Source organism: Anabaena sp. UHCC 0204 (assembly GCF_009711975.1).
In the GTDB taxonomy this organism is placed as follows: Bacteria; Cyanobacteriota; Cyanobacteriia; order Cyanobacteriales; family Nostocaceae; genus Dolichospermum.
In genome coordinates this window covers 79036-99034 of the sequence record NZ_VIKW01000014.1, presented here as the reverse complement: position 1 = coordinate 99034, position 19999 = coordinate 79036, and the positions used below count along the sequence as shown (strand labels likewise).

General features: G+C 37.8%; 12 protein-coding genes, 1 pseudogene and 1 CRISPR repeat array. Of the genes and pseudogenes, 8 read left to right on the top strand and 5 right to left on the bottom strand.

Annotation, left to right across the window (positions count from 1 at the left end):
- Window positions 1-246: 246 nt before the first annotated feature.
- The 4 genes and pseudogenes from FJR04_RS13630 to FJR04_RS13615 all read left to right on the top strand — a co-directional run bounded on the left by FJR04_RS13630 (window position 247) and on the right by FJR04_RS13615 (window position 6382).
- Window positions 247-1398: an anhydro-N-acetylmuramic acid kinase gene (locus tag FJR04_RS13630; RefSeq protein WP_168495585.1), complete on the top strand. Its 1152-nt coding sequence runs from the start codon at window positions 247-249 to the stop codon at window positions 1396-1398.
- A 94-nt stretch (window positions 1399-1492) separates the two neighbouring features.
- The gene (locus FJR04_RS13625) at window positions 1493-1957 is read left to right on the top strand and encodes a hypothetical protein (protein WP_168495583.1); all 465 of its coding nucleotides are present in this window, start codon (window positions 1493-1495) and stop codon (window positions 1955-1957) included.
- A gap of 764 nt (window positions 1958-2721) precedes the next feature.
- A pseudogene (locus FJR04_RS13620) lies at window positions 2722-3704 on the top strand (serine/threonine-protein kinase).
- A 44-nt stretch (window positions 3705-3748) separates the two neighbouring features.
- On the top strand, window positions 3749-6382 hold the full coding sequence (locus FJR04_RS13615) for a DNA polymerase III subunit alpha (protein WP_168495581.1): 2634 nt from the start codon (window positions 3749-3751) through the stop codon (window positions 6380-6382).
- A gap of 411 nt (window positions 6383-6793) precedes the next feature.
- Window positions 6794-8495: direct repeats of the CRISPR family, unit length 37 nt; unit sequence ATTGCAATTTTCACTAATCCCTATTAGGGATTGAAAC.
- 159 nt (window positions 8496-8654) lie between these two features.
- Here FJR04_RS13615 and FJR04_RS13610 read toward each other — a convergent pair.
- Window positions 8655-10907, bottom strand: a complete 2253-nt coding sequence (locus FJR04_RS13610; protein ID WP_168495579.1) for an FdhF/YdeP family oxidoreductase — start codon at window positions 10905-10907, stop codon at window positions 8655-8657.
- Window positions 10908-11141: 234 nt separating this feature from the next.
- Between FJR04_RS13610 and FJR04_RS13605 the strand changes: the two genes are divergently transcribed.
- Window positions 11142-11888, top strand: a complete 747-nt coding sequence (locus FJR04_RS13605) for a hypothetical protein (protein WP_174763546.1) — start codon at window positions 11142-11144, stop codon at window positions 11886-11888.
- Window positions 11889-12397: 509 nt separating this feature from the next.
- On the opposite strand, the gene FJR04_RS13600 is transcribed toward FJR04_RS13605, so the two are convergent.
- Together FJR04_RS13600 and FJR04_RS13595 are read right to left on the bottom strand one after the other, a co-directional pair.
- On the bottom strand, window positions 12398-13300 hold the full coding sequence (locus tag FJR04_RS13600) for a S1 RNA-binding domain-containing protein (protein ID WP_168495638.1): 903 nt from the start codon (window positions 13298-13300) through the stop codon (window positions 12398-12400).
- A 77-nt stretch (window positions 13301-13377) separates the two neighbouring features.
- Entirely contained in the window at window positions 13378-14118 is a 741-nt protein-coding gene (locus FJR04_RS13595) for a dienelactone hydrolase family protein (protein ID WP_168495636.1), read from the bottom strand.
- Between the two features lie 284 nt (window positions 14119-14402).
- Between FJR04_RS13595 and FJR04_RS13590 the strand changes: the two genes are divergently transcribed.
- On the top strand, window positions 14403-15389 hold the full coding sequence (locus FJR04_RS13590; protein ID WP_168495577.1) for a GntR family transcriptional regulator: 987 nt from the start codon (window positions 14403-14405) through the stop codon (window positions 15387-15389).
- Window positions 15390-15573: 184 nt separating this feature from the next.
- Entirely contained in the window at window positions 15574-16959 is a 1386-nt protein-coding gene (locus FJR04_RS13585; protein ID WP_168495575.1) for an aldehyde dehydrogenase family protein, read from the top strand.
- Between the two features lie 88 nt (window positions 16960-17047).
- Here FJR04_RS13585 and rpmF read toward each other — a convergent pair whose 3' ends face one another.
- Complete coding sequence (gene rpmF / locus FJR04_RS13580; protein WP_168495573.1) at window positions 17048-17224, bottom strand: 50S ribosomal protein L32; 177 nt, start codon at window positions 17222-17224, stop codon at window positions 17048-17050.
- Between the two features lie 163 nt (window positions 17225-17387).
- Window positions 17388-17939, bottom strand: coding sequence for a hypothetical protein (locus tag FJR04_RS13575; RefSeq protein ID WP_254445283.1), 552 nt, complete (start codon window positions 17937-17939; stop codon window positions 17388-17390).
- Between the two features lie 192 nt (window positions 17940-18131).
- Here FJR04_RS13575 and FJR04_RS13570 point away from each other — a divergent pair, with 192 nt between their 5' ends.
- Window positions 18132-19982, top strand: coding sequence for a caspase family protein (locus FJR04_RS13570; protein ID WP_168495634.1), 1851 nt, complete (start codon window positions 18132-18134; stop codon window positions 19980-19982).
- Window positions 19983-19999: the final 17 nt, after the last annotated feature.

Genomic DNA, 19999 nt, shown 5'->3' with positions numbered 1-19999 from the left:
AGTTAGTTGTTTAATATTTGAAAGATCCGTAGGGTGCGATCGCATAACGCACTCTACAAATACTGAAGTTAAAGAAATTGTCTGAAATGGCTTACGCCACGCTGCGCTATCAGGATTTAAGGATAAACAGGATTAAGACTGAGATTTTATCACCAATCACCAGCCTCATAAATATGAGTATTGTTTTGACATAGGTAATTGTATGAATTACACTACCATTGACAATCTATAAAAATATTTGAGTCAATGCAGCCGACTCGCGTGATTGGTTTAATGAGTGGTACATCTGTAGATGGGATAGATACCGCTTTAGTAGAAATTTCTGGTAGGGATTTGGATCTGAAAGTGGAATTACTAGCAGGAGAAACATATCCTTACCCTCCTAAACTCAGAGAAAAAATTTTGGATCTGGGGGCTGGTAGTGCTGTCTCAATGCTAGAGTTAGCCGCAATAGATGATGCGATCGCTCATGCTTTTGCTGAAGCTGCTCAAAATATTCAAGCTGGTTATAAAGCGGCTACTTTGATTGGCTCTCATGGTCAAACTGTATACCATCGGCCACCCCAGACAGGAGGAGAATTAGGTTATAGTTGCCAATTAGGACGGGGCGACTTAATTGCCCATTTAACAAATATTACTACTATCAGTAATTTCCGAACTGCTGATATTGCTGTCAGTGGTCATGGTGCGCCGCTTGTGCCTAAAGTTGATGCTTATTTACTCAGTCATCCCCATGAAGACCGTTGTGTTCAAAATATTGGTGGGATTGGGAATGTAACTTATCTTCCAGCCCGTGGTGATCATTGGTTATCGCAAATTCGGGGTTGGGATACAGGTCCTGGTAATAGTTTATTAGATTTAGCGGTAGAGCATTTTACAAATGGTGCTAAAACCTATGATGAAAACGGTGATTGGGCAGCTAGTGGGACACCATGCGATCCATTGGTAGAACAATGGCTAAGTCAAGAATATTTCCACTTACCACCCCCTAAATCTACTGGACGGGAGTTATTTGGCATAAATTATTTGCATCATTGTTTACAAGATGCCCAAGCCTACGAACTCAATCCCGCAGATTTTTTAGCAACCATTACAGAACTGACAGCAGCTTCTATTGTTCATAGTTATGACACTTTTCTCACAAGAAGGCCACATAAGGTGATATTGTGTGGTGGTGGTAGTCGCAATATTTACTTAAAAAATAGACTAGAGTTATTGTTGGGGAAAATACTGATTGTAACTACTGATGAATTTGGCTTGAGTGCCGCTTTTAAAGAAGCGATCGCATTTGCGGTTTTAGCATACTGGCGAAACATGGGAATTACGGGTAATTTACCCGCTGTAACAGGAGCATCCCATGACGTGCTTTTAGGGGAAATTCATGGTAATCATAGCTAACTCAGCTATATTTCCGCCTTTTTCTCTCAGAAGACTATGGTAATACGTATTTCTAAAATTTTACTGTGCTGGATGAAAACAAGGAATTTAGCAAGTGGCTCATACTTTTTTATTAGAACCAGGACGTTGGGTAATGCAAGGTAATTGGCTGGAACGCAATAGTCCACCAATCCCCTTGAAAGGTTTAACATTGGTGATTTGGAATCGAGATAATTGGTTCTCTATGGCTACAAAATTAACATTCCCGAACAGCGATCGCGCAGAAATCTCTTTTCAATACAAGGGACGACTTCATGATGGAGAACGCCAATATACTTTTTTGCTCCAGCATAATTCTTTAGGACAAGTAGAAGGTGAAGGTTGGATTTGCCCAGAGACAATTGTGCAGCGTTATTGGGTAATCAATGACACTTCTAGTGAGGGAAACTATCGTCAAAGACGTAGTGGTTTTGAAACCTTGCATCGAATTAATGACGATCAATATTACTTAACAAGCGGACTGCTTGCTGGTCATTTTTTAGACAGTACAATGGAAGCTAGTCTAGAACGTCAAATATAATTGTTACACTCATTTATAAATATGTGAATCATAGCCATGACAATCCTATTCAATTTGGGCAAAAACTCAGTATATACTTAGGGCTAGAAATCATAGGGACGTATCCCTGACGGGACTGGAAGCATCAGCATTTGGTGTAAGGGCGTATCCCTAACGGGGGCTGGAAGCATCAGCATTCGGTGTAAGGGCGTATCCCTAACGGGGGCTGGAAGCATCAGCATTCGGTGTAAGGGCGAAGCATTCGGAAAATAAACTTGGGAAAAACCGATAAATTATCGCCCGAATGCTTCGCCCCTACAAGGGAAAAACCGATAATTTATCGTCCGAATGCTTCGCCCCTACTTGGGAAAAACCGATAATTTATCACCTGAATGCTTCGCCCCTACAGGAGTCAGAAGGAAGAAGAATATTTCGCACTTACTCCTTGCGGACTGGCCTCTGCTCCTTTGTGCTAAGGTAAAAATCTGATTATGTAGTGTAACTCTTATGGGGTGGGCAAAAAGCCAGCCCTTAATGTGCTTTTAATTCAAGCACAAAAGTATAGTAACCTTTAGTAGTAGAAATGTACTCAATGCGGATTAATCAATTTTACGTAAATATATGGGTAGGATTGAGTATCTTGCGTAAATCTACTCAAAAAAGGGATAATTAGCTTGGAAACCGTTGTCTGATCTAGACTTCATCTCTTAATATATCCCATCTATGTAAACAGAACCCACAAAATTGTCCTCTGAATTGTTAAACATTGGAGTCGAATTTTTTCTATGTCAGACCCCAACATTGGTCGCTTACTCGGAAACCGCTACCACATACAAGAACTAATTGGTACTGGAGCAATGGGACGAGTTTATTGTGCTAAGGATACTTTGTTGGGCGGTGTCCCCGTTGCTGTTAAGTTTTTGTCTCTATCAGTCCAAAACGAAAAAATGCGCTTGCAAGACCGATTTGAACGAGAAGCAAAAACTTGCGCTTTACTAGGTCAAAAAAGTATCCATATTGTCCGAGTGATGGATTATGGCGTAAATGAAACATACTATGTGATGGAATATCTACAAGGACAAAGCTTGAGTAATATAATTCGCAAGCAAATTCTGACCTTACCTAGATTTCTGAGCATGGCCAGACAGATTGGGCTGGGATTACAGTGCGCTCATGAAGGTATTATTGTAGATGGAAAAATTTGTCCAATCATTCATCGTGATATTAAACCTAGTAATATTATGGTGATTCAAGATCCTAGTTTTGGTTTATTCAACCTATTTACCACAACAAAAATCTGTTACCCGCACTTTGGGTAATGTTACCCCAACAAGAAATTCAAAAACGTTTAGTTTGTACTCGCTACAATCAATTTTTATTTATTTCTTCTCCCCATCCAGTAGTGTTATGGATTACAGTTATTTATACCCGTCAGCATGGTGCTAAATGGTTGCCTTACTATTTGGATCTCAAGACTAGTTTTGGTCAAGAAATTACGCGGTTATTACAAAATACTGGTCAATATCGTTTATTATTCTTTGCCAAAGAAACTCCTAATCCTTGTACTCATATATTGCCGTCAAGTATTGCACCTGCTCAACGTGAACGATTACAAGAATGGCTGCAAGCTAGTAGTTTTTCCAATTCATCAACAGATCCTCAGATTAGTAAAAATTTGTTGAAAAAAGAATATGAAAAAATTAAATCTAAAATATTATCTAAGTTAGAAACCATTGATACAGATTCTCCTTTTGATCTTTCTGGTTGATCAAGTTGTTAATATAAAATTCCGTTACTTTACCAAATACTAATATGTCATTTGTTCCTTTACATATTCACAGCGATTACAGCTTGCTTGATGGGGCTAGTCAACTACCAGAATTAGTAGATAGAGCGATCGCATTAGGGATGAAAGCGATCGCCCTCACAGATCATGGTGTCATGTATGGCGCAGTTGAACTGATTAAAATCTGTCGTAACAAGAACGTCAAGCCAATAATTGGCAATGAAATGTATATTCTCAATGGTGAGATTGACAAACAAGAACGTCGTCCTAAATATCATCAAGTCGTATTAGCTAAAAACACACAAGGCTATAAAAACTTAGTTAAAATTACCACCATTTCTCACCTCCAAGGAGTACAAGGTAAAGGCATTTTTTCCCGTCCTTGTATTAACAAAGATTTACTCAAACAATACCGTGAAGGCTTAATAGTCACCAGTGCTTGTTTAGGTGGAGAAATTCCCCAAGCAATTCTGAGTAATCGTCCAGATGCAGCCAGAAAAGTTGCCAAATGGTATAAAGAAGTATTTGGTGAAGATTTCTATTTAGAAATTCAAGATCATGGTTCACAAGAAGACCGAATTGTGAATGTAGAAATCGTCAAAATTGCACGGGAATTAGGAATTAAATTTATTGCTACAAATGACTCTCATTTTATCTCCTGCTTTGATGTAGAATCCCATGATGCCTTACTCTGTATTCAAACAGGTAAACTAATTAGTGAAGATAAAAGAATGCGGTATAGCGGCACAGAATACCTCAAATCTGCCGAAGAAATGCAACAGTTATTCCGTGACCATTTAACCGATGATGTCATCGCTGAAGCCATAGCCACAACAGAAGAAATTGCTGATAAAGTTGAACCTTATCATATTATGGGTGATCCGCAAATTCCTACACCCACAATCCCTTCAGGACATACTGCGGATACTTATGCAGAAGAAGTTGCTTGGGAAGGACTTTTAGAAAGATTACATCGCAAATCTCGCAATGAAGTAGATCCAGTCTATAAAGAAAGATTGGAATATGAATTAAAAATGATTCAAAAGATGGGATTTTCTACCTACTTTTTAGTAGTGTGGGACTACATCAAATTCGCACGAGATAATAATATTCCTGTTGGTCCAGGACGGGGTTCTGCTGCTGGTTCTTTAGTAGCTTATGCCATGAAAATTACGAATATTGATCCCGTACATCATGGTTTACTATTTGAAAGATTCCTGAATCCTGAACGGAAATCAATGCCTGATATTGATACGGATTTTTGCATTGATAAACGCGATCAAGTCATTGATTATGTAACTAATAAATATGGTGTGGATAGAGTTGCCCAAATTATTACTTTTAACCGTCTGACATCAAAAGCAGTGTTAAAAGATGTGGCTAGAGTGTTGGATATTCCCTATGGTGAATCTGACAAAATGGCGAAAATGATTCCAGTGGTGCGAGGTAAACCCACTAAGCTGAAAGTGATGATTTCCGATGAAACTCCTGAACCAGAATTCAAAGCCAAATATGATAATGAACCTCATGTAAGGCGCTGGATTGATATGGCCATGCGAATTGAAGGAACTAACAAAACCTTTGGTGTTCATGCTGCTGGTGTGGTTATTTCCGCAGAACCATTAGATGAACTTGTTCCCCTCCAACGCAATAATGATGGTTCTGTAATTACTCAATATTTCATGGAAGATTTGGAATCATTGGGATTATTAAAAATGGACTTTTTGGGTTTGCGTAATTTAACCCTAATTCAAAAAACCATTGATTTAATTGAACAAAGTAAAGGATATCGTATAGATCCTGATGAAATTACAGGACAGGAAAGAAAAGCCCAAAAAATATTATCCAAAGGTGAACATACCAGCTTACCCAAAGATGTCGCTAAAGCTTATTCATTATTAGAAGCTGGTGATTTAGAAGGGATATTTCAATTAGAATCTTCTGGAATGAAACAGATAGTTCGAGATTTGAAACCTTCCAATATTGAAGATATTTCTTCTATTCTGGCACTTTATCGCCCCGGTCCTTTAGATGCAGGACTAATTCCTAAATTTATTAATCGTAAACATGGTAGAGAGGAAATTGAATATGATAGTCAAATTTTAGAACCAATATTAAATGAAACTTACGGAATTATGGTTTATCAAGAGCAAATTATGAAAATTGCTCAAGATATGGCTGGTTATAGTTTAGGACAAGCTGATTTACTCCGTCGGGCTATGGGTAAAAAGAAAGTATCGGAAATGGAGAAACAAAAGCAAAATTTTATTGATGGTTCTGCAAAAAACGGTGTAGTACCCCAAGTTTCTGAACATTTATTTGGGGATATGTTGAAGTTTGCGGAATATTGTTTAAGTTATGATACGGAAATTTTAACTGTTGAATATGGCTTTTTACAAATTGGGGAAATTGTTGAAAAACAGGTTGAATGTAGTGTTTATACTGTTGATAGTAATGGAATGCTTTACACTCAATCAATTGCCCAATGGCATAATCGTGGACAACAGGAAGTTTATGAATATTTGTTAGAAAATGGGGCAATTATTCGCGCTACAAAAGACCATAAATTTATGACTGAAGAAGGGCAAATGTTACCTATTGATGAGATTTTTGCCCAAGGATTAGATTTGTTACAGGTGGAAAGTTTACCGCTGTCATAAAACTTGGTGTTGATAATACGTGATATTATACGTTAATTTGTGGTTCTAAGCATTTAGTTGTATCATGGTTTAAATATTCCTCAACTATTTATATTCATGATTTTCTAAAATCGCTATGACGGATCACCGTTTTATTTTGGAACAGGGGTGAGTAACTACGAAATCAGACTCTTTTTTTGGTTTTGTGCGCGAGGAGGTGGGTGTAAAAAATCCATTTTCTCTCAATTTGGCTGAAATTATATCTACATAAGGCTTTGACTGATTTTTTCTATCTACACTCTCGCGCACCTTACACAGTAAGAGTTTCGGCTATTTTTCTTCTTGACACTTTTTCTGGAATGGACTATTATGATATCAGTCGCGCAACCGAACCTTGAAAACTATATATACTCAGGCTTTCAGCGCCCCGCTATTGCAATTTTCACTAATCCCTATTAGGGATTGAAACAGACATTTGAGGGGCTTCTATCAGATTTAATTGAATTGCAATTTTCACTAATCCCTATTAGGGATTGAAACTTTGTGTTTGAAAATGTGACTGGCATGGTCAAGGGTATTGCAATTTTCACTAATCCCTATTAGGGATTGAAACTAGTGTAATCTCATGCTTTCGATTGGTTAATGCTTGAATAATTGCAATTTTCACTAATCCCTATTAGGGATTGAAACTTCCTTGACTTATTTACTATCTCACACTAGCTAAATTGCAATTTTCACTAATCCCTATTAGGGATTGAAACAACTTGGGGTAGGTTTTCGACGCAAACTTTGGTATTGCAATTTTCACTAATCCCTATTAGGGATTGAAACTTTCAATACATGAGGCTTGATATCTACATTTAGTTATTGCAATTTTCACTAATCCCTATTAGGGATTGAAACTTCCGCTAAGGCTCACACCAAGACTGACTATAATATTGCAATTTTCACTAATCCCTATTAGGGATTGAAACCTTCCTCCCAGAGGTCGGGGAGGCTGGGAAACAGATTGCAATTTTCACTAATCCCTATTAGGGATTGAAACTGTGGCTATAAGTTTAGTGCCATCATAAAAAATAATTGCAATTTTCACTAATCCCTATTAGGGATTGAAACTGATTATTGACTTTTGATTTTAATTCCTCTATTTGGATAGAATTGCAATTTTCACTAATCCCTATTAGGGATTGAAACTCTACTAAAACAGCTAATGGTAGAGTCTGCCTAAATTGCAATTTTCACTAATCCCTATTAGGGATTGAAACTTAATTTTTCATGAATAGCAAACATATCAACAGAATTGCAATTTTCACTAATCCCTATTAGGGATTGAAACATTTTGGGATTCATTTCGACGGCGGAACTACGATTGCAATTTTCACTAATCCCTATTAGGGATTGAAACATAATCTATAAAACTATACTGAATTTATATAAGCAAGATTGCAATTTTCACTAATCCCTATTAGGGATTGAAACTATAATAGTAAGAGCTAAAGAGGTGGACAATGCATTGCAATTTTCACTAATCCCTATTAGGGATTGAAACCAATGAGTTCATGGCGAAGTAATTTTAAAATGTTATTGCAATTTTCACTAATCCCTATTAGGGATTGAAACTGAGCTATAGTTCGGACATCATCATACTCGTAAGAGATTGCAATTTTCACTAATCCCTATTAGGGATTGAAACCTCTTTTGTTTGGGATTTATCCGTAGTAACACTAAATTGCAATTTTCACTAATCCCTATTAGGGATTGAAACATTATGTTATAAATCCTGCATTAGGATGTACTCATGGGTGATTGCAATTTTCACTAATCCCTATTAGGGATTGAAACAGTTCAAGATAGGTTGATTCCTGAATTAAAGGAATTGCAATTTTCACTAATCCCTATTAGGGATTGAAACTCAAATTCGGACCACTCCAAACACCAAAATCGGTGCATTGCAATTTTCACTAATCCCTATTAGGGATTGAAACGTGCGATCGCAATTTCCATTAAATTATTCAAATTAATTGCAATTTTCACTAATCCCTATTAGGGATTGAAACAACCGCTACAGCCAAATCGTCAGATATTTACTCAAAAGATATTGCAATTTTCACTAATCCCTATTAGGGATTGAAACGGGATTCGCATATGTGCAGGAGTAGATGAAAGAAATATCTCGTTCCCATACAGAGTATGGGAATGAATGTTAAAAGGCTCTGCCTTTTATTTTAAACTAGAGTCAGAGACTCCTGATAGCATTCCCAGTCTGGAGACTGGGAACGAGATAACAAGATATTTATGATGTTTTACTATAAACAAAAACCGGAACTCTTTTATAGGCAGGTGTGCCACTTTTTGGATCTATTTCTGCTTTAAATAAAATATTTGCTTCAGGATAAAACATAAAAGCTACACCTTCACGAATCGCACCACAAATAATTTCAATATTCTCTAATTCCCCTGCATTTCCTTTAACGATAACTCGTTGATGTTCCTGAAATCCTGCTTTTTTAATATCCAAACTATTCATTAAAATACAATGACGATGGGGCATATTTCTATATTTATCTTCACTGCGATAAACTACAGTATTATGTTGTCCATAACTGCGTCCTGTTCCCAATATCAATACAATTCCTGGCTGATTTTCCTCAACACCAAAATCTGATTTTTTAGGTATTGTTAATTGTGGTAAAGGTGTAACAAACATCTGCGCTTTACCATCAGATGTGGGAAATTTCGGTTCTTCTAAAATCCGTCCTGGAATGATAAATTCTTCTTTTGTTTGATCAATATCAGCTATTTTTTCATAACCAGGAATGGTTTTAGCAATTAATTCTCTCACATAAACTGTATCTTGTAATTTATGCCAATTTATCGGATTTTCACCATGTAAACCATGAGCAATTTCTGTAATTAATTCTATTTCGGAAATCAAATCAGAATTATGGGGTTGTAAATGACTTTTACCTTCATCATTTAACCTCACAAAGTTATTACCTGATTCAGTTGTGGTTTTATGAGGATTTTCAAATCTATTAAAAACTGGTAATATTAAAGTTTGCGTTTTTCCTAATCCGTGAAAATGTCCTAAGTTCGGTTTTGTAGATATATAAAATATAGTTTCTATTTGTGATAATGCTTGTTTTGCTTGCTGTAAATCTGGGTTCGCTGCATACAAATTTCCCCCTAAACAAAAGAGTGTATCTATCTTTCCTATTTCTGCTGCTGCTATTAAATCACGGGTATGATAACCAGGTGTTTCACTGAGGGGTTTTCCTAATAGTTTAGATAGTGCTTGTTTGATTTCTGCTCGCAAGTGAACAGTCACACCCATTGAACCAAATCCTTGGACGTTGGAATGTCCTCTAATAGGCATTGTTCCCGCACCAATTTTTCCGGCATTACCTGTAATTAAGGCTGTATTTGCTATACTAAATATATTATCAACTCCGTTTGCTTGTTGGGTTACACCCATAGCCCAAGCAAAAATTACTCTTTCTGATTTACCTATTATATAAGCTGTGGCTGTGATTTCTTCTAGGGATAAACCGCAGGTTTTAGTGATATTTTCCCAAGGTGTATTTTTGGCATAGTCTATAATTTGTTGCCAATCTTTTGTATATGATTTTAGGTATTTTGTTTTGATTAAATTCTGTTCAATGAGGGATTTTTGTAACCCCACAAATAATGCGACATCACTACCAGGAATTGGTTGCAAATATAAAGAAGATATATCTGAACCACCTGTCAGTAATGATTTGATGGGAAATGCAGGAGAGGCAAATTTAACTAAACCTATTTCTATTTGGGGATTAATAATAATTACTTTACCGCCTCTTGACCGCAATTGGATCAATTCGTTCATCAATCGCGGATGGTTTGCTGGTGCGTTAGAACCAATTAAAACCACACAATCACTGTGTTTTAGGCTCTCTAAACTTACCATTGATGTGCCTGAGCCGAAAACTTTTTTTAAGCCAACGGTTGAGGGGGCGTGACATAAATCAGAACAGTCTGCTAGATTATTACTACCAAGCGATCGCATTAATAATTGTAATAAATAAGCAGCTTCATTAGATGAACGTCCAGAACTGTAACTAGCTATTCTTTCTGGTGCTAAACTAAAGGCTGATGTAGCAATTTGATAAACTTCCTCCCAGCTAATCCGTTGATAATGGGATGAACCTGATTTGAGAATGAGAGGATAACTTAATCTACCTAAATTATCGCATTCTTGAGAAGTCAGTTTTTGTAATTCACTAATATTATATTTTTGAAAAAAATCTTGTTTAATTCCTGGTTGCAATTCGGCTGATATTGCTTCTACACTTTTTGCACAACGTTGTAAATATTCCCCCGCTTCATTTACAAAGCCTCCTTTTTGTCCACCCGTACCCCAAGCACAGGATAAACAAGCACTTTTATGATTGAGAGTTTGCCATAATTTCAACCCTTGGGGGGATAAAGTTTTTTCTACCCAATATTGAATTACAGGTAAACCACCACCAGCTTCTGAGTTAGACTGATTTTGTGATATATTATTCATAATCAGGAGTTCTATATCTCAATTTAATTATTTTAACTGACTTTGAATAAATAGGGAACAGAAATCTCAATTCACTCAGCCTTCATTCATCAAACTTTGAAAGCTGGTATCAGGCAATTTTGGATTTGTGATTGACCTCACGGATAAATCTAGGCTATAAATTTGACAAACCATTAATCATGTAGTACATTAGAAATATAGTAATACATAATTATTTATCAGGGGGATATAAAATTGAAACTAAATCAAGTCATAGCAGTTTTACAGACTGTGAAATCTAACGCCACAAAAGCTAAAACTACTATTTATCAACTAATTCAAAAAGGACCCATGTTTCAGGGTATTTCCCGCACATTTAGTCCCGTAGCTGAAGATGGCTATGTTTATCCTCCAGAAAATCAGACATTACAAATAAAAGCAGAAGACTTGCTGAGTCAATATGAACAAGCTTGTGCGGAATTATTTAATTTATGTGCTACCCAAGATTGGGCTAACGCTCAAGCAAAAGCAGATATAGTAGTTGATGGTACAACTATTTTAACTCAAGTTCCTGTTTCCTATCTACTCTTTTTAGAAAAGCAATTACTTGATATCAAAACCTTTGTTACCACATTACCAGTTTTAGATAATAGTGAATTTTGGGTTTATGATCAGCAGCAAGAATGCTTTGCAACTGAACCAAAATTAACCACCAAAACTAAGAGAATAGTTAAACCTGTGGTACTGTATGAAGCCACAAAAGAACATCCTGCACAGGTGAAAGAGTCATCAGAAGATATACCTGAAGGAAATTGGCGAACAGTGAAGTTTTCTGGAGCAATTTCTCAAGCTAGACAAAATGAGTTGCTGCGAAGAGTAGACAGACTGATGCAAGAAGTAATTTTTGCCAGAGAACAAGCAAACAGTTTAGAAGTCAACCAACAAAACCAAGTTGCAAGATCAATTTTTGGTTATTTGTTTGCACCATCAAATTTCCGGTAGAATAGATTTGGAGTACAAATTTAGTTTCAGTGTCTATAGGAGAATTTGTAGGTTCGATTCCTACTCCCTCGACTTATTTAAACCGGGGGATAGCCAAATGGTAAAGGCACTCCTGACACAGTTAGTATCAAATTTAGATTTAACCTATTGCTCCAAGCTAAATTTAAAAATTCACCTCCTACATCAACCTCTGTAGATTAATGTCAGTGGGACACGGGTTCAAATCCCGTTCGGTGATTTTTAATTCATTCGCCGATAGTTTAGCGGTAAAACACCACGACCTAAAGAATAAATTTACAGAAACCGGAAATTAATTAGGTAGAAGTAGTGAAACACAACACTGAAGCTTAATAACTTTCAGTTACCACCCCCAAGTAGGGATATTACTTGGGGGTTTTTAAATGTTGGTTGATAAAGTAGTTGATGAATTAATGCTAGGAAGACGGGACAAATGCCCGCATTACCAATTACCAACCCTTCGGCTACGCTCAGGGCAAGTCACCAATTACCTATTCAGCATTTTTATTAGCTGCACGATTAGCACGAGCTTCTGCTGAACTCATCACTTCGGCGAAATTTTCTACAACTTCACCAGGGTGGTTTTCCAAAACTCTGGTAGAAATAGCAACTCTACCTTTACCTTCATCTAAATCAATAATTACAGCTTTAATTGGCTGACCAACTTGAAAGACTTTTTCTAAAGATTCAATGAATTTTTGGCTGACTTGTTTGATGTGTAGTAAGGCGCTGACACCATTTAAATCTACGAATACACCAAAAGGTTGAATGCCAGTAATTTTCCCTTCTACTAATTGACCTAGTTCTAGTAAACTGAAACTGCTAGAACGAGTTGCTAAACGTTGGGAAAGAACGAGTTTATTGGTATTGTTATTAACTTCTAAAAAGCCAGCGGTGAGAGTTTGACCTTTGAGTGCATCTAGGTTATCACGTTCGGACAAGTGCGATCGCGGAATAAATCCCCGTAAACCCAAAAGATCAACAGTGACACCACCTTTATTCACACCAGTGACGCGCACTTGTACCGTTTGGGAATTCTCCTGCATTTCTAACAGTTTTTCCCAGATGTTGCGAACTTCTAATTGTTTACGAGAAAGGGTAACTTGACCTTCAGCATCTTGATCCCGAATAATCAAAAACTCTAGTTCCTCATTCATCGGTAAAAGTTCCGACAAATCAGTTACTGCTCTCAAAGAAGCCTCTTCTTGGGGGAGAAACGCAGAAGATTTGCCACCAATATCTACATAAGCGCCATCATGGTCAACTTGAAATACCTTTCCTCGGACAACTTGTCCTTTTTGAAATTGGTAATCGTGTTTTTCCAGGGCTTTGGCAAAATCGTCCATCGAAAAAGACGAGTTGGCTGTTTGAGAAAGTTTAGATTCGGAATTCATGACTTTTGCAGATAAGTTGTTATTTGTCATTTGTCAGTAGTTTTTGACTCACTACTGGCTAAAGACGGCGGAGATTTTCAGGCCAGTTGACTAAAAAGTTTTTGGACTTGCTCCCAAGCATCGGCCGCAGCTTTAGGATTATAACTGGCACGACGGTCACAGAAAAATCCGTGATCAGATCCATCGTAGCGAAACAGACGATGAGAAATGTTATATTTTGCAAATTCGGCGGCAATTTCGTCTACCTGTTCTGGGGGAATACTGGCATCTTCCTGACCAAAGAAGGTGTAAATAGTGCCTTTAATGTCTGCTGTCCTGGTAATAGTGGGTTTTCCACCGCCAGGAGTGCGGGTTGTGATCCCAGCCCCGTAAAAGGATGCAGTGGCTTGAATATCTGGTAAAGTAGCAGCTAGATAGGCGACATGACCACCAAAACAAAAGCCAATACAACCAAAGCCATCTTTTTTGACTTGGGGCAACGTTTTCAGGTAGTCAATAGCTGCTTGAATATCGCTCAACAGTTCTGAGGCTGTGGTTTGTAAGGCGTATTTTCTGCCTATTTCTATATCTTGGGAGGTATAACCAGTTTCAAATCCAGGAGCTTGACGTTGAAAAAGTGCCGGAGCGATCGCTACATATCCCAATTTAGCAATTCGTTCTGTAACATCCCGAATATGCACGTTAACCCCAAAAATTTCCTGTAAAACCACAATTCCGGGATAAGAACCGGGTGCTGTTGGTTTTGCTAAGTAAGCATCTATGTGAAAATTATTTTGAGAAATCTGAATTGTGGCCGTGTTTATTGCTGGCTCTGTCATAATATCAGGGAACAAAGAAGAGTTAATAATAGTTATATCCACCAGTCGGACTCCTATTTATTCTGACACGGTGACTCCTGACTTCTCTATTCTTCTTTGGTAATATTTTTCAAATAAAGTTAATCCATTAATAATCAATACTTGTTGGTTGAAAACCTAAAAGTTGTAAATTGGTTTGGGTGAAGGTTTTTTTTACCCTCTGAACCGAACAGTATTGCATTAATAATATATTTAACAAGTAGTTTATAACCATTTATCATCAATTTTATGGAGCAGAATTGGTAATGATTCAATTCCGTATTCAGCCAGATAGTGAAATTCCCGCATCTAACCAACTGTTTAATCAAATCCGATTTGCGATCGCTTCTGGGCAGTATTCCCCTGCATATAAATTGCCTAGCACCAGGGCTTTAGCAATGCAAACCGGATTACATCGCAATACAATTAGCAAAGTTTACCGCCAGTTGGAGGAAGAAGGATTTGTTGAAAGTCTGGCAGGTTCAGGAATCTATGTCCGCGCTCAAGGTCATGAAGGTGGAAGCCGTTCACAGTCTCCCATTCTCAAACAACATCCTGAAGCCTATAAAGTAGTCCAACAAGCCCTAGATGAGTTACTTAGCCAAGGCTGTTCCCTCAATCAAGCTAGGGAACTATTTCTAGCAGAGGTAGACTGGCGCTTGCGCTGTAGTGCCAGAGTGTTAGTAGTAACTCCATCTCAAGATATTGGGGCGGGGGAATTAATGGTTGATGAACTAGAAGAATCTCTGCAAATCCCAGTCCAACTGGTAGCAATGGAAAAACTCATCGGGGTACTAGACCAAACAACCTCAGCGACTTTAGTTACTAGTCGCTATTTTATCGGCGAAGTTGAAGCGATCGCTGCACCAAAAGCAGTTCGTGTTATTCCTTTAGATATTCACGACTATGCGAAAGAACTGACTGTAGTTAAAAGCCTCCCAAAATCAAGTTGTATAGGAATAGTTAGTCTCAGTTCGGGGATTCTCAGAGCCACAGAAGTGATTCTTCACGGTTTACGAGGAGATGAATTATTAGTGATGACAGCCCAGCCCAAGGATGCGTATAAATTACACGCGATCGTTAAACGCTCAGAAATCATATTTTGCACCGATCAAATTAGTCATTCAACAGCACAAGCAACTGTACAAACAGTCTTAGAAGACCTAATTCGTCCACCTAAACTAATTCGTTGTGAGAACTATATCGGCACTCAGTCAATTAATTTACTGAAACGCGAACTAGGCTTAATTTAAGATATAAGGTTGGCGTTAAAAATTGTCGTTGGGGTAAGGCAGGGAGCAGGGGGAAAAAGGGTTTTATGGCTTTTTTCTGATAACAATTCCTGTCTGAGGTACAAGCAGTAAAAATTAACCGCAGATAAACGCAGATAAACGCAGATTTTTTGTACTTCATTAGATTAGGAAACACTATAAAGAAATGATTACTACTGAATTACCAAAGATTGTTGATATTATCGCCAAACAACGGCAGTTTTTCCAAACTGGTAAAACTAAAGATGTGGCTTTTCGGATTTCCCAACTCAAGATTCTTAAACAATTAGTAACTGAAAATAAAGCTGCAATTATTGAAGCATTGAAAGCAGATTTACATAAACCAGAATTTGAAAGTTATGCTACAGAAATTTTTGTTAGTAAAGAAATTGATTATGCCCTCAAGCATATTAATAATTGGACAAAACCCAAAAAAGCTGCTGTTCCTTTAGAATTTCTTCCTTATGCGGCTAAAATATATCCAGAACCATTGGGAATAGTATTAATTATTAGTCCTTGGAATTATCCTTTTTATCTAATTATTTGTCCCTTAGTTGGGGCGATCGCTTCGGGAAATTGTACTATCATTAAACCTTCAGAACTTGCACCTCATACTTCTAATTTAATCATCAAACTTATTCATAAATACTTTCCTCCAGACTATATTACAGTCGTCCCTGGTGCAGTAGAAACCAGTCAACAGTTACTAGCGGAAAAGTTCGATCACATCTTTTTTACTGGTGGTACAGCCATTGGTAAAATTGTCATGGAAGCGGCTGCAAAACATCTCACTCCAGTAACGTTGGAGTTAGGGGGAAAAAGTCCGTGTATTGTAGATACAGATATTAATCTAGAACATACTGCCAAACGCATTATTTGGGGTAAATTTATTAATGCTGGACAAACTTGTATTGCACCTGATTATCTTATAGTTGATCAAAAAATCAAACCAGATTTAGTTAATGTTTTACAAAAATGTCTAAAAGAATTTTATGGTGAAAATCCAGCTATCAGTCCAGATTATGCCAGAATTATTCATCAAAAACATTTTGATAGATTAGTTAATTTACTTAAATGTGGTGAAATCATTGTTGGTGGAGAAACCAAATCCGAAGAACTTTATATTGCGCCTACACTTCTAGAAAATGTTTCTTTAGAAGATCCGGTAATGCAAGAAGAGATTTTTGGACCAATTTTACCAATCATTGAATATACAGATATCAATGCAGCGATTACCTTAATTAACTCTAGACCAAAACCCCTAGCTTTATATTTATTTTCCCAAAATAAAAACCTGCAAAAACAGATTTTACAGGAAACATCGTCTGGGGGAGTATGTATTAATGACACAGTGTTACAGGTTGGTGTTTCTTCCTTACCTTTTGGGGGTGTGGGTGATAGTGGGATTGGTAGCTATCACGGTAAAGCTAGTTTTGATACCTTTTCCCATTACAAAAGTGTTTTACAAAACTCATTTCCTTTGGATATAAATTGGCGATACGCACCCTATAAAGGTAAATTATCACTTTTGCGGCGAATTCTTGGTATTTAATGAAGTAAAAACTTTGTAGGGGCGCAGGGCTTGCGCCCAGGATTCACAGAGTCAGAAGCTAAATTTATTCTGACTCCTGAATTTTCACTTATGATTCTTCGGTTTCTTCTTCCTCAGCAGTTGGATAAACGAAATTAGAACGACCACTCAAAATAGATTTACCGAGGGAGATAGCTTTTCGCGCTTCCACAACAGCCTTATGTCTCCAGGTAGCGCGGCGTTTATCTCTTTTAGATTTTGATGTTTTCTTCTTAGGAACAGCCATGACAGCGGTATATCGTGATTCTTGACAACCTTCCTATTCTAAGCGATGAATTGACATCAGGCACTATAAAAACGACTATTGTAACAGGTGACAGACTTTCATAGTGAGTGTCAGTTGAACAGTAACAGAGTTGAAAGTCTTATACTGTCTTGCTTTATCCGAATTATTGTTTTTCTGGCGGATCAGCGGGGGGTTGATTATTAGTTGGCTGTTCTGGGTTGGGGTTTTGAGGGGCTGGAGTTGCGGCTTCTGGTTGATTGGTTGTCATTTCTTGATCAAATAACAATAAAAAGCGTGCTGTTTTGAAATAATTTGACCAAAGTTGGGGATCAGGTCGTTTTTTCCATTGAGGACGACTGACTTCTAATGATAAAATTGGTGCGATCGCTCCTTGATTTTGTGCGGAAATAATCACAGATACTTCTGTCACCAAAATATCTTGGTCAAAGCTACGTTGAGTTGTTGCTCTAGCGGCTGCTTCTGCCCTCCTGAGAACGTTGTCGTAGCTTTCCTCCGGTAATCGCTCTATCAGCAAATCTACTCTTGCTGTGTAAGCTTGGACAACTTGTGGAGCGATCGCTTCTGTCGTTAACCATAAAGGAATTGCTAGTAACAACCAAACTCCACTCTGAATGATCCGGATTTTTTTGCCAATTTGGCCAATAATTGAAAAGGGGATAACCGAAAATGGTTGTTGTGTATAAATCCTGAACATAAACTTGTAGCTCCTGAATAATCGATCATGGAAATCGAGTGCAAGTATTTTACAATTATTTATGTTGTATAAACTACAACAAATGAGCGAAATAAGTGAAAATTCCCTAAACGATAAGACATCAGTTAGCTTTGTGGTGAAAGCCCCTTGTTAAAAACAATTTCTGGCAAACAACAACCGACAAAGAGCGGGATGGTAAATTACTGGGCGATCGCCATTGGTATTAATCAATATGAATTATTTCAACCTCTAAGTTGCGCTCAAGCAGACGCTGAGGCTATCAAAGATTTTTTGGTGTTCCAAGCAGGGTTTTTACCAGAAAACTGCCTGTTAATGACCAATACTTCGCCCCCTATCGGAGAAAAATCCTCCTCTCCAAACAAAGAAAATATTCTCTCGTTGCTAGAAGAATTAGCAGCGACATTTTGGCAACCAGAAGACTACTTATGGTTATTCTTTAGTGGCTATGGAGTTAACTACAAAGAACAAGATTATTTAATGCCAGTCGGTGGGAATCCTGATCAAGTTCCCGAAACAGGTATAGAAGTGCGATCGCTGATGCAAAGTCTACAAGTTACTGGCATCAATGTCTTACTCATCTTCGATATTAACCGCGCTTTTGGGACTCAAGCCGATGCACCTGTAGGACAAGAAATCATTGAACTTGCCAAAGAACTCCAAATGGGCGCAATTATTTCTTGTCAACCAGAAGAATTTTCCCATGAAAGTACAGAATTAGGTCATGGTTTTTTCACAGCCGCATTATTAGAAACCTTGAATACTGGGAAAGGATACCACTTCCCTGATTTAGCAGCTTATCTGAGTTATCTGACTCCCAAACTTTGTCAACACCACTGGCGGCCAGTCCAAAACCCTGTGACTGTTATTCCTTCTCCACAGCCAGTAATTTTACCTCCGTTGACATTAGATGAAAACTCAGCAGCAATCATTTTTCCAGAAGAAAATTTTGCTGTCACTCAAACTGCACCTCCCCTAGAAAATCGTGAATTTATTACCACCACAGACAAGGCTTGGTGGACAGAAAATGCCTCAGTAGAAACAACTCTCAACAATATAGCTTCACAAGAAACCCAGATTAATGAATCAGGTTCTCAATCACTTGTCGAAAGCAATCACACCTTAGCAACGTCTCCAGAATCGAAGCAAGGGGGCAGATTTATCCCCCCTCTGACAACAGCCAATACTTATCCTTCACGTCAGACGGAGACACCTGTATGGCAACAATTTATCATCTGGGGTGGCGGAACTATGGTGATAGTAGGGTTAATTGCTACATTTTTGCTCCGCAATCACGAAAGTTTCCGCTTTAAAAATTTCTCAAAAACTATATCCAATAACACTACTAACCCACCTCAATTTCCCCCAACATTTCCCACTACCCAAAATTCCAGCACCGCCCAAATTAGTTTTAATCCCGATGCTAAAAAACGGAATCAAGCCATATTAGAGTTAGAAAAAATGTCTCTGGTGGCGACTAAACCAGAGGATTTGAAGATGGCGATCGCCAAAGCCCAGAAAATTCCTGCAAATTCACCGCTATCCGCCCAAGCCCAAGAAAATATTCAGGCTTGGTGTCAGCTAATTTTAGAATTAGCCCAAACACAAGCTCAACAAAAACAATACGAAACCGCCATAGCCACTGCTCAATTAATTACCAACAAAGAGCCGCTATATTCCCAAGCTCAAGGTGTGATTAAAAAATGGCAACTCGAAGCCAAGCAGTATGTTAGTAATAAAACTCTCCTGGAAGCAGCAACAGCCTTGATTATTCCCGAACAAGCATCTACTTATAATCGCGCCATTGAAGTTGCTAAAAAAATACAACGGGGACAACCAGGTTTTGAGAATGCTCAAACATCCATTAATCAATGGAGTGAAAAAATCTTAGATTTAGCTAAAAGCCGTGCTGCTCAAGGAGATTTTAATACGGCAATCGCCACCGCTGCTTTAGTTCCAGAAGTGACGATCGCTTATGAAGATGCTCAGGATGCGATCCAAAAATGGCAACTTCAAAAAAATTAGTTAGTTGTCGGTTGTTA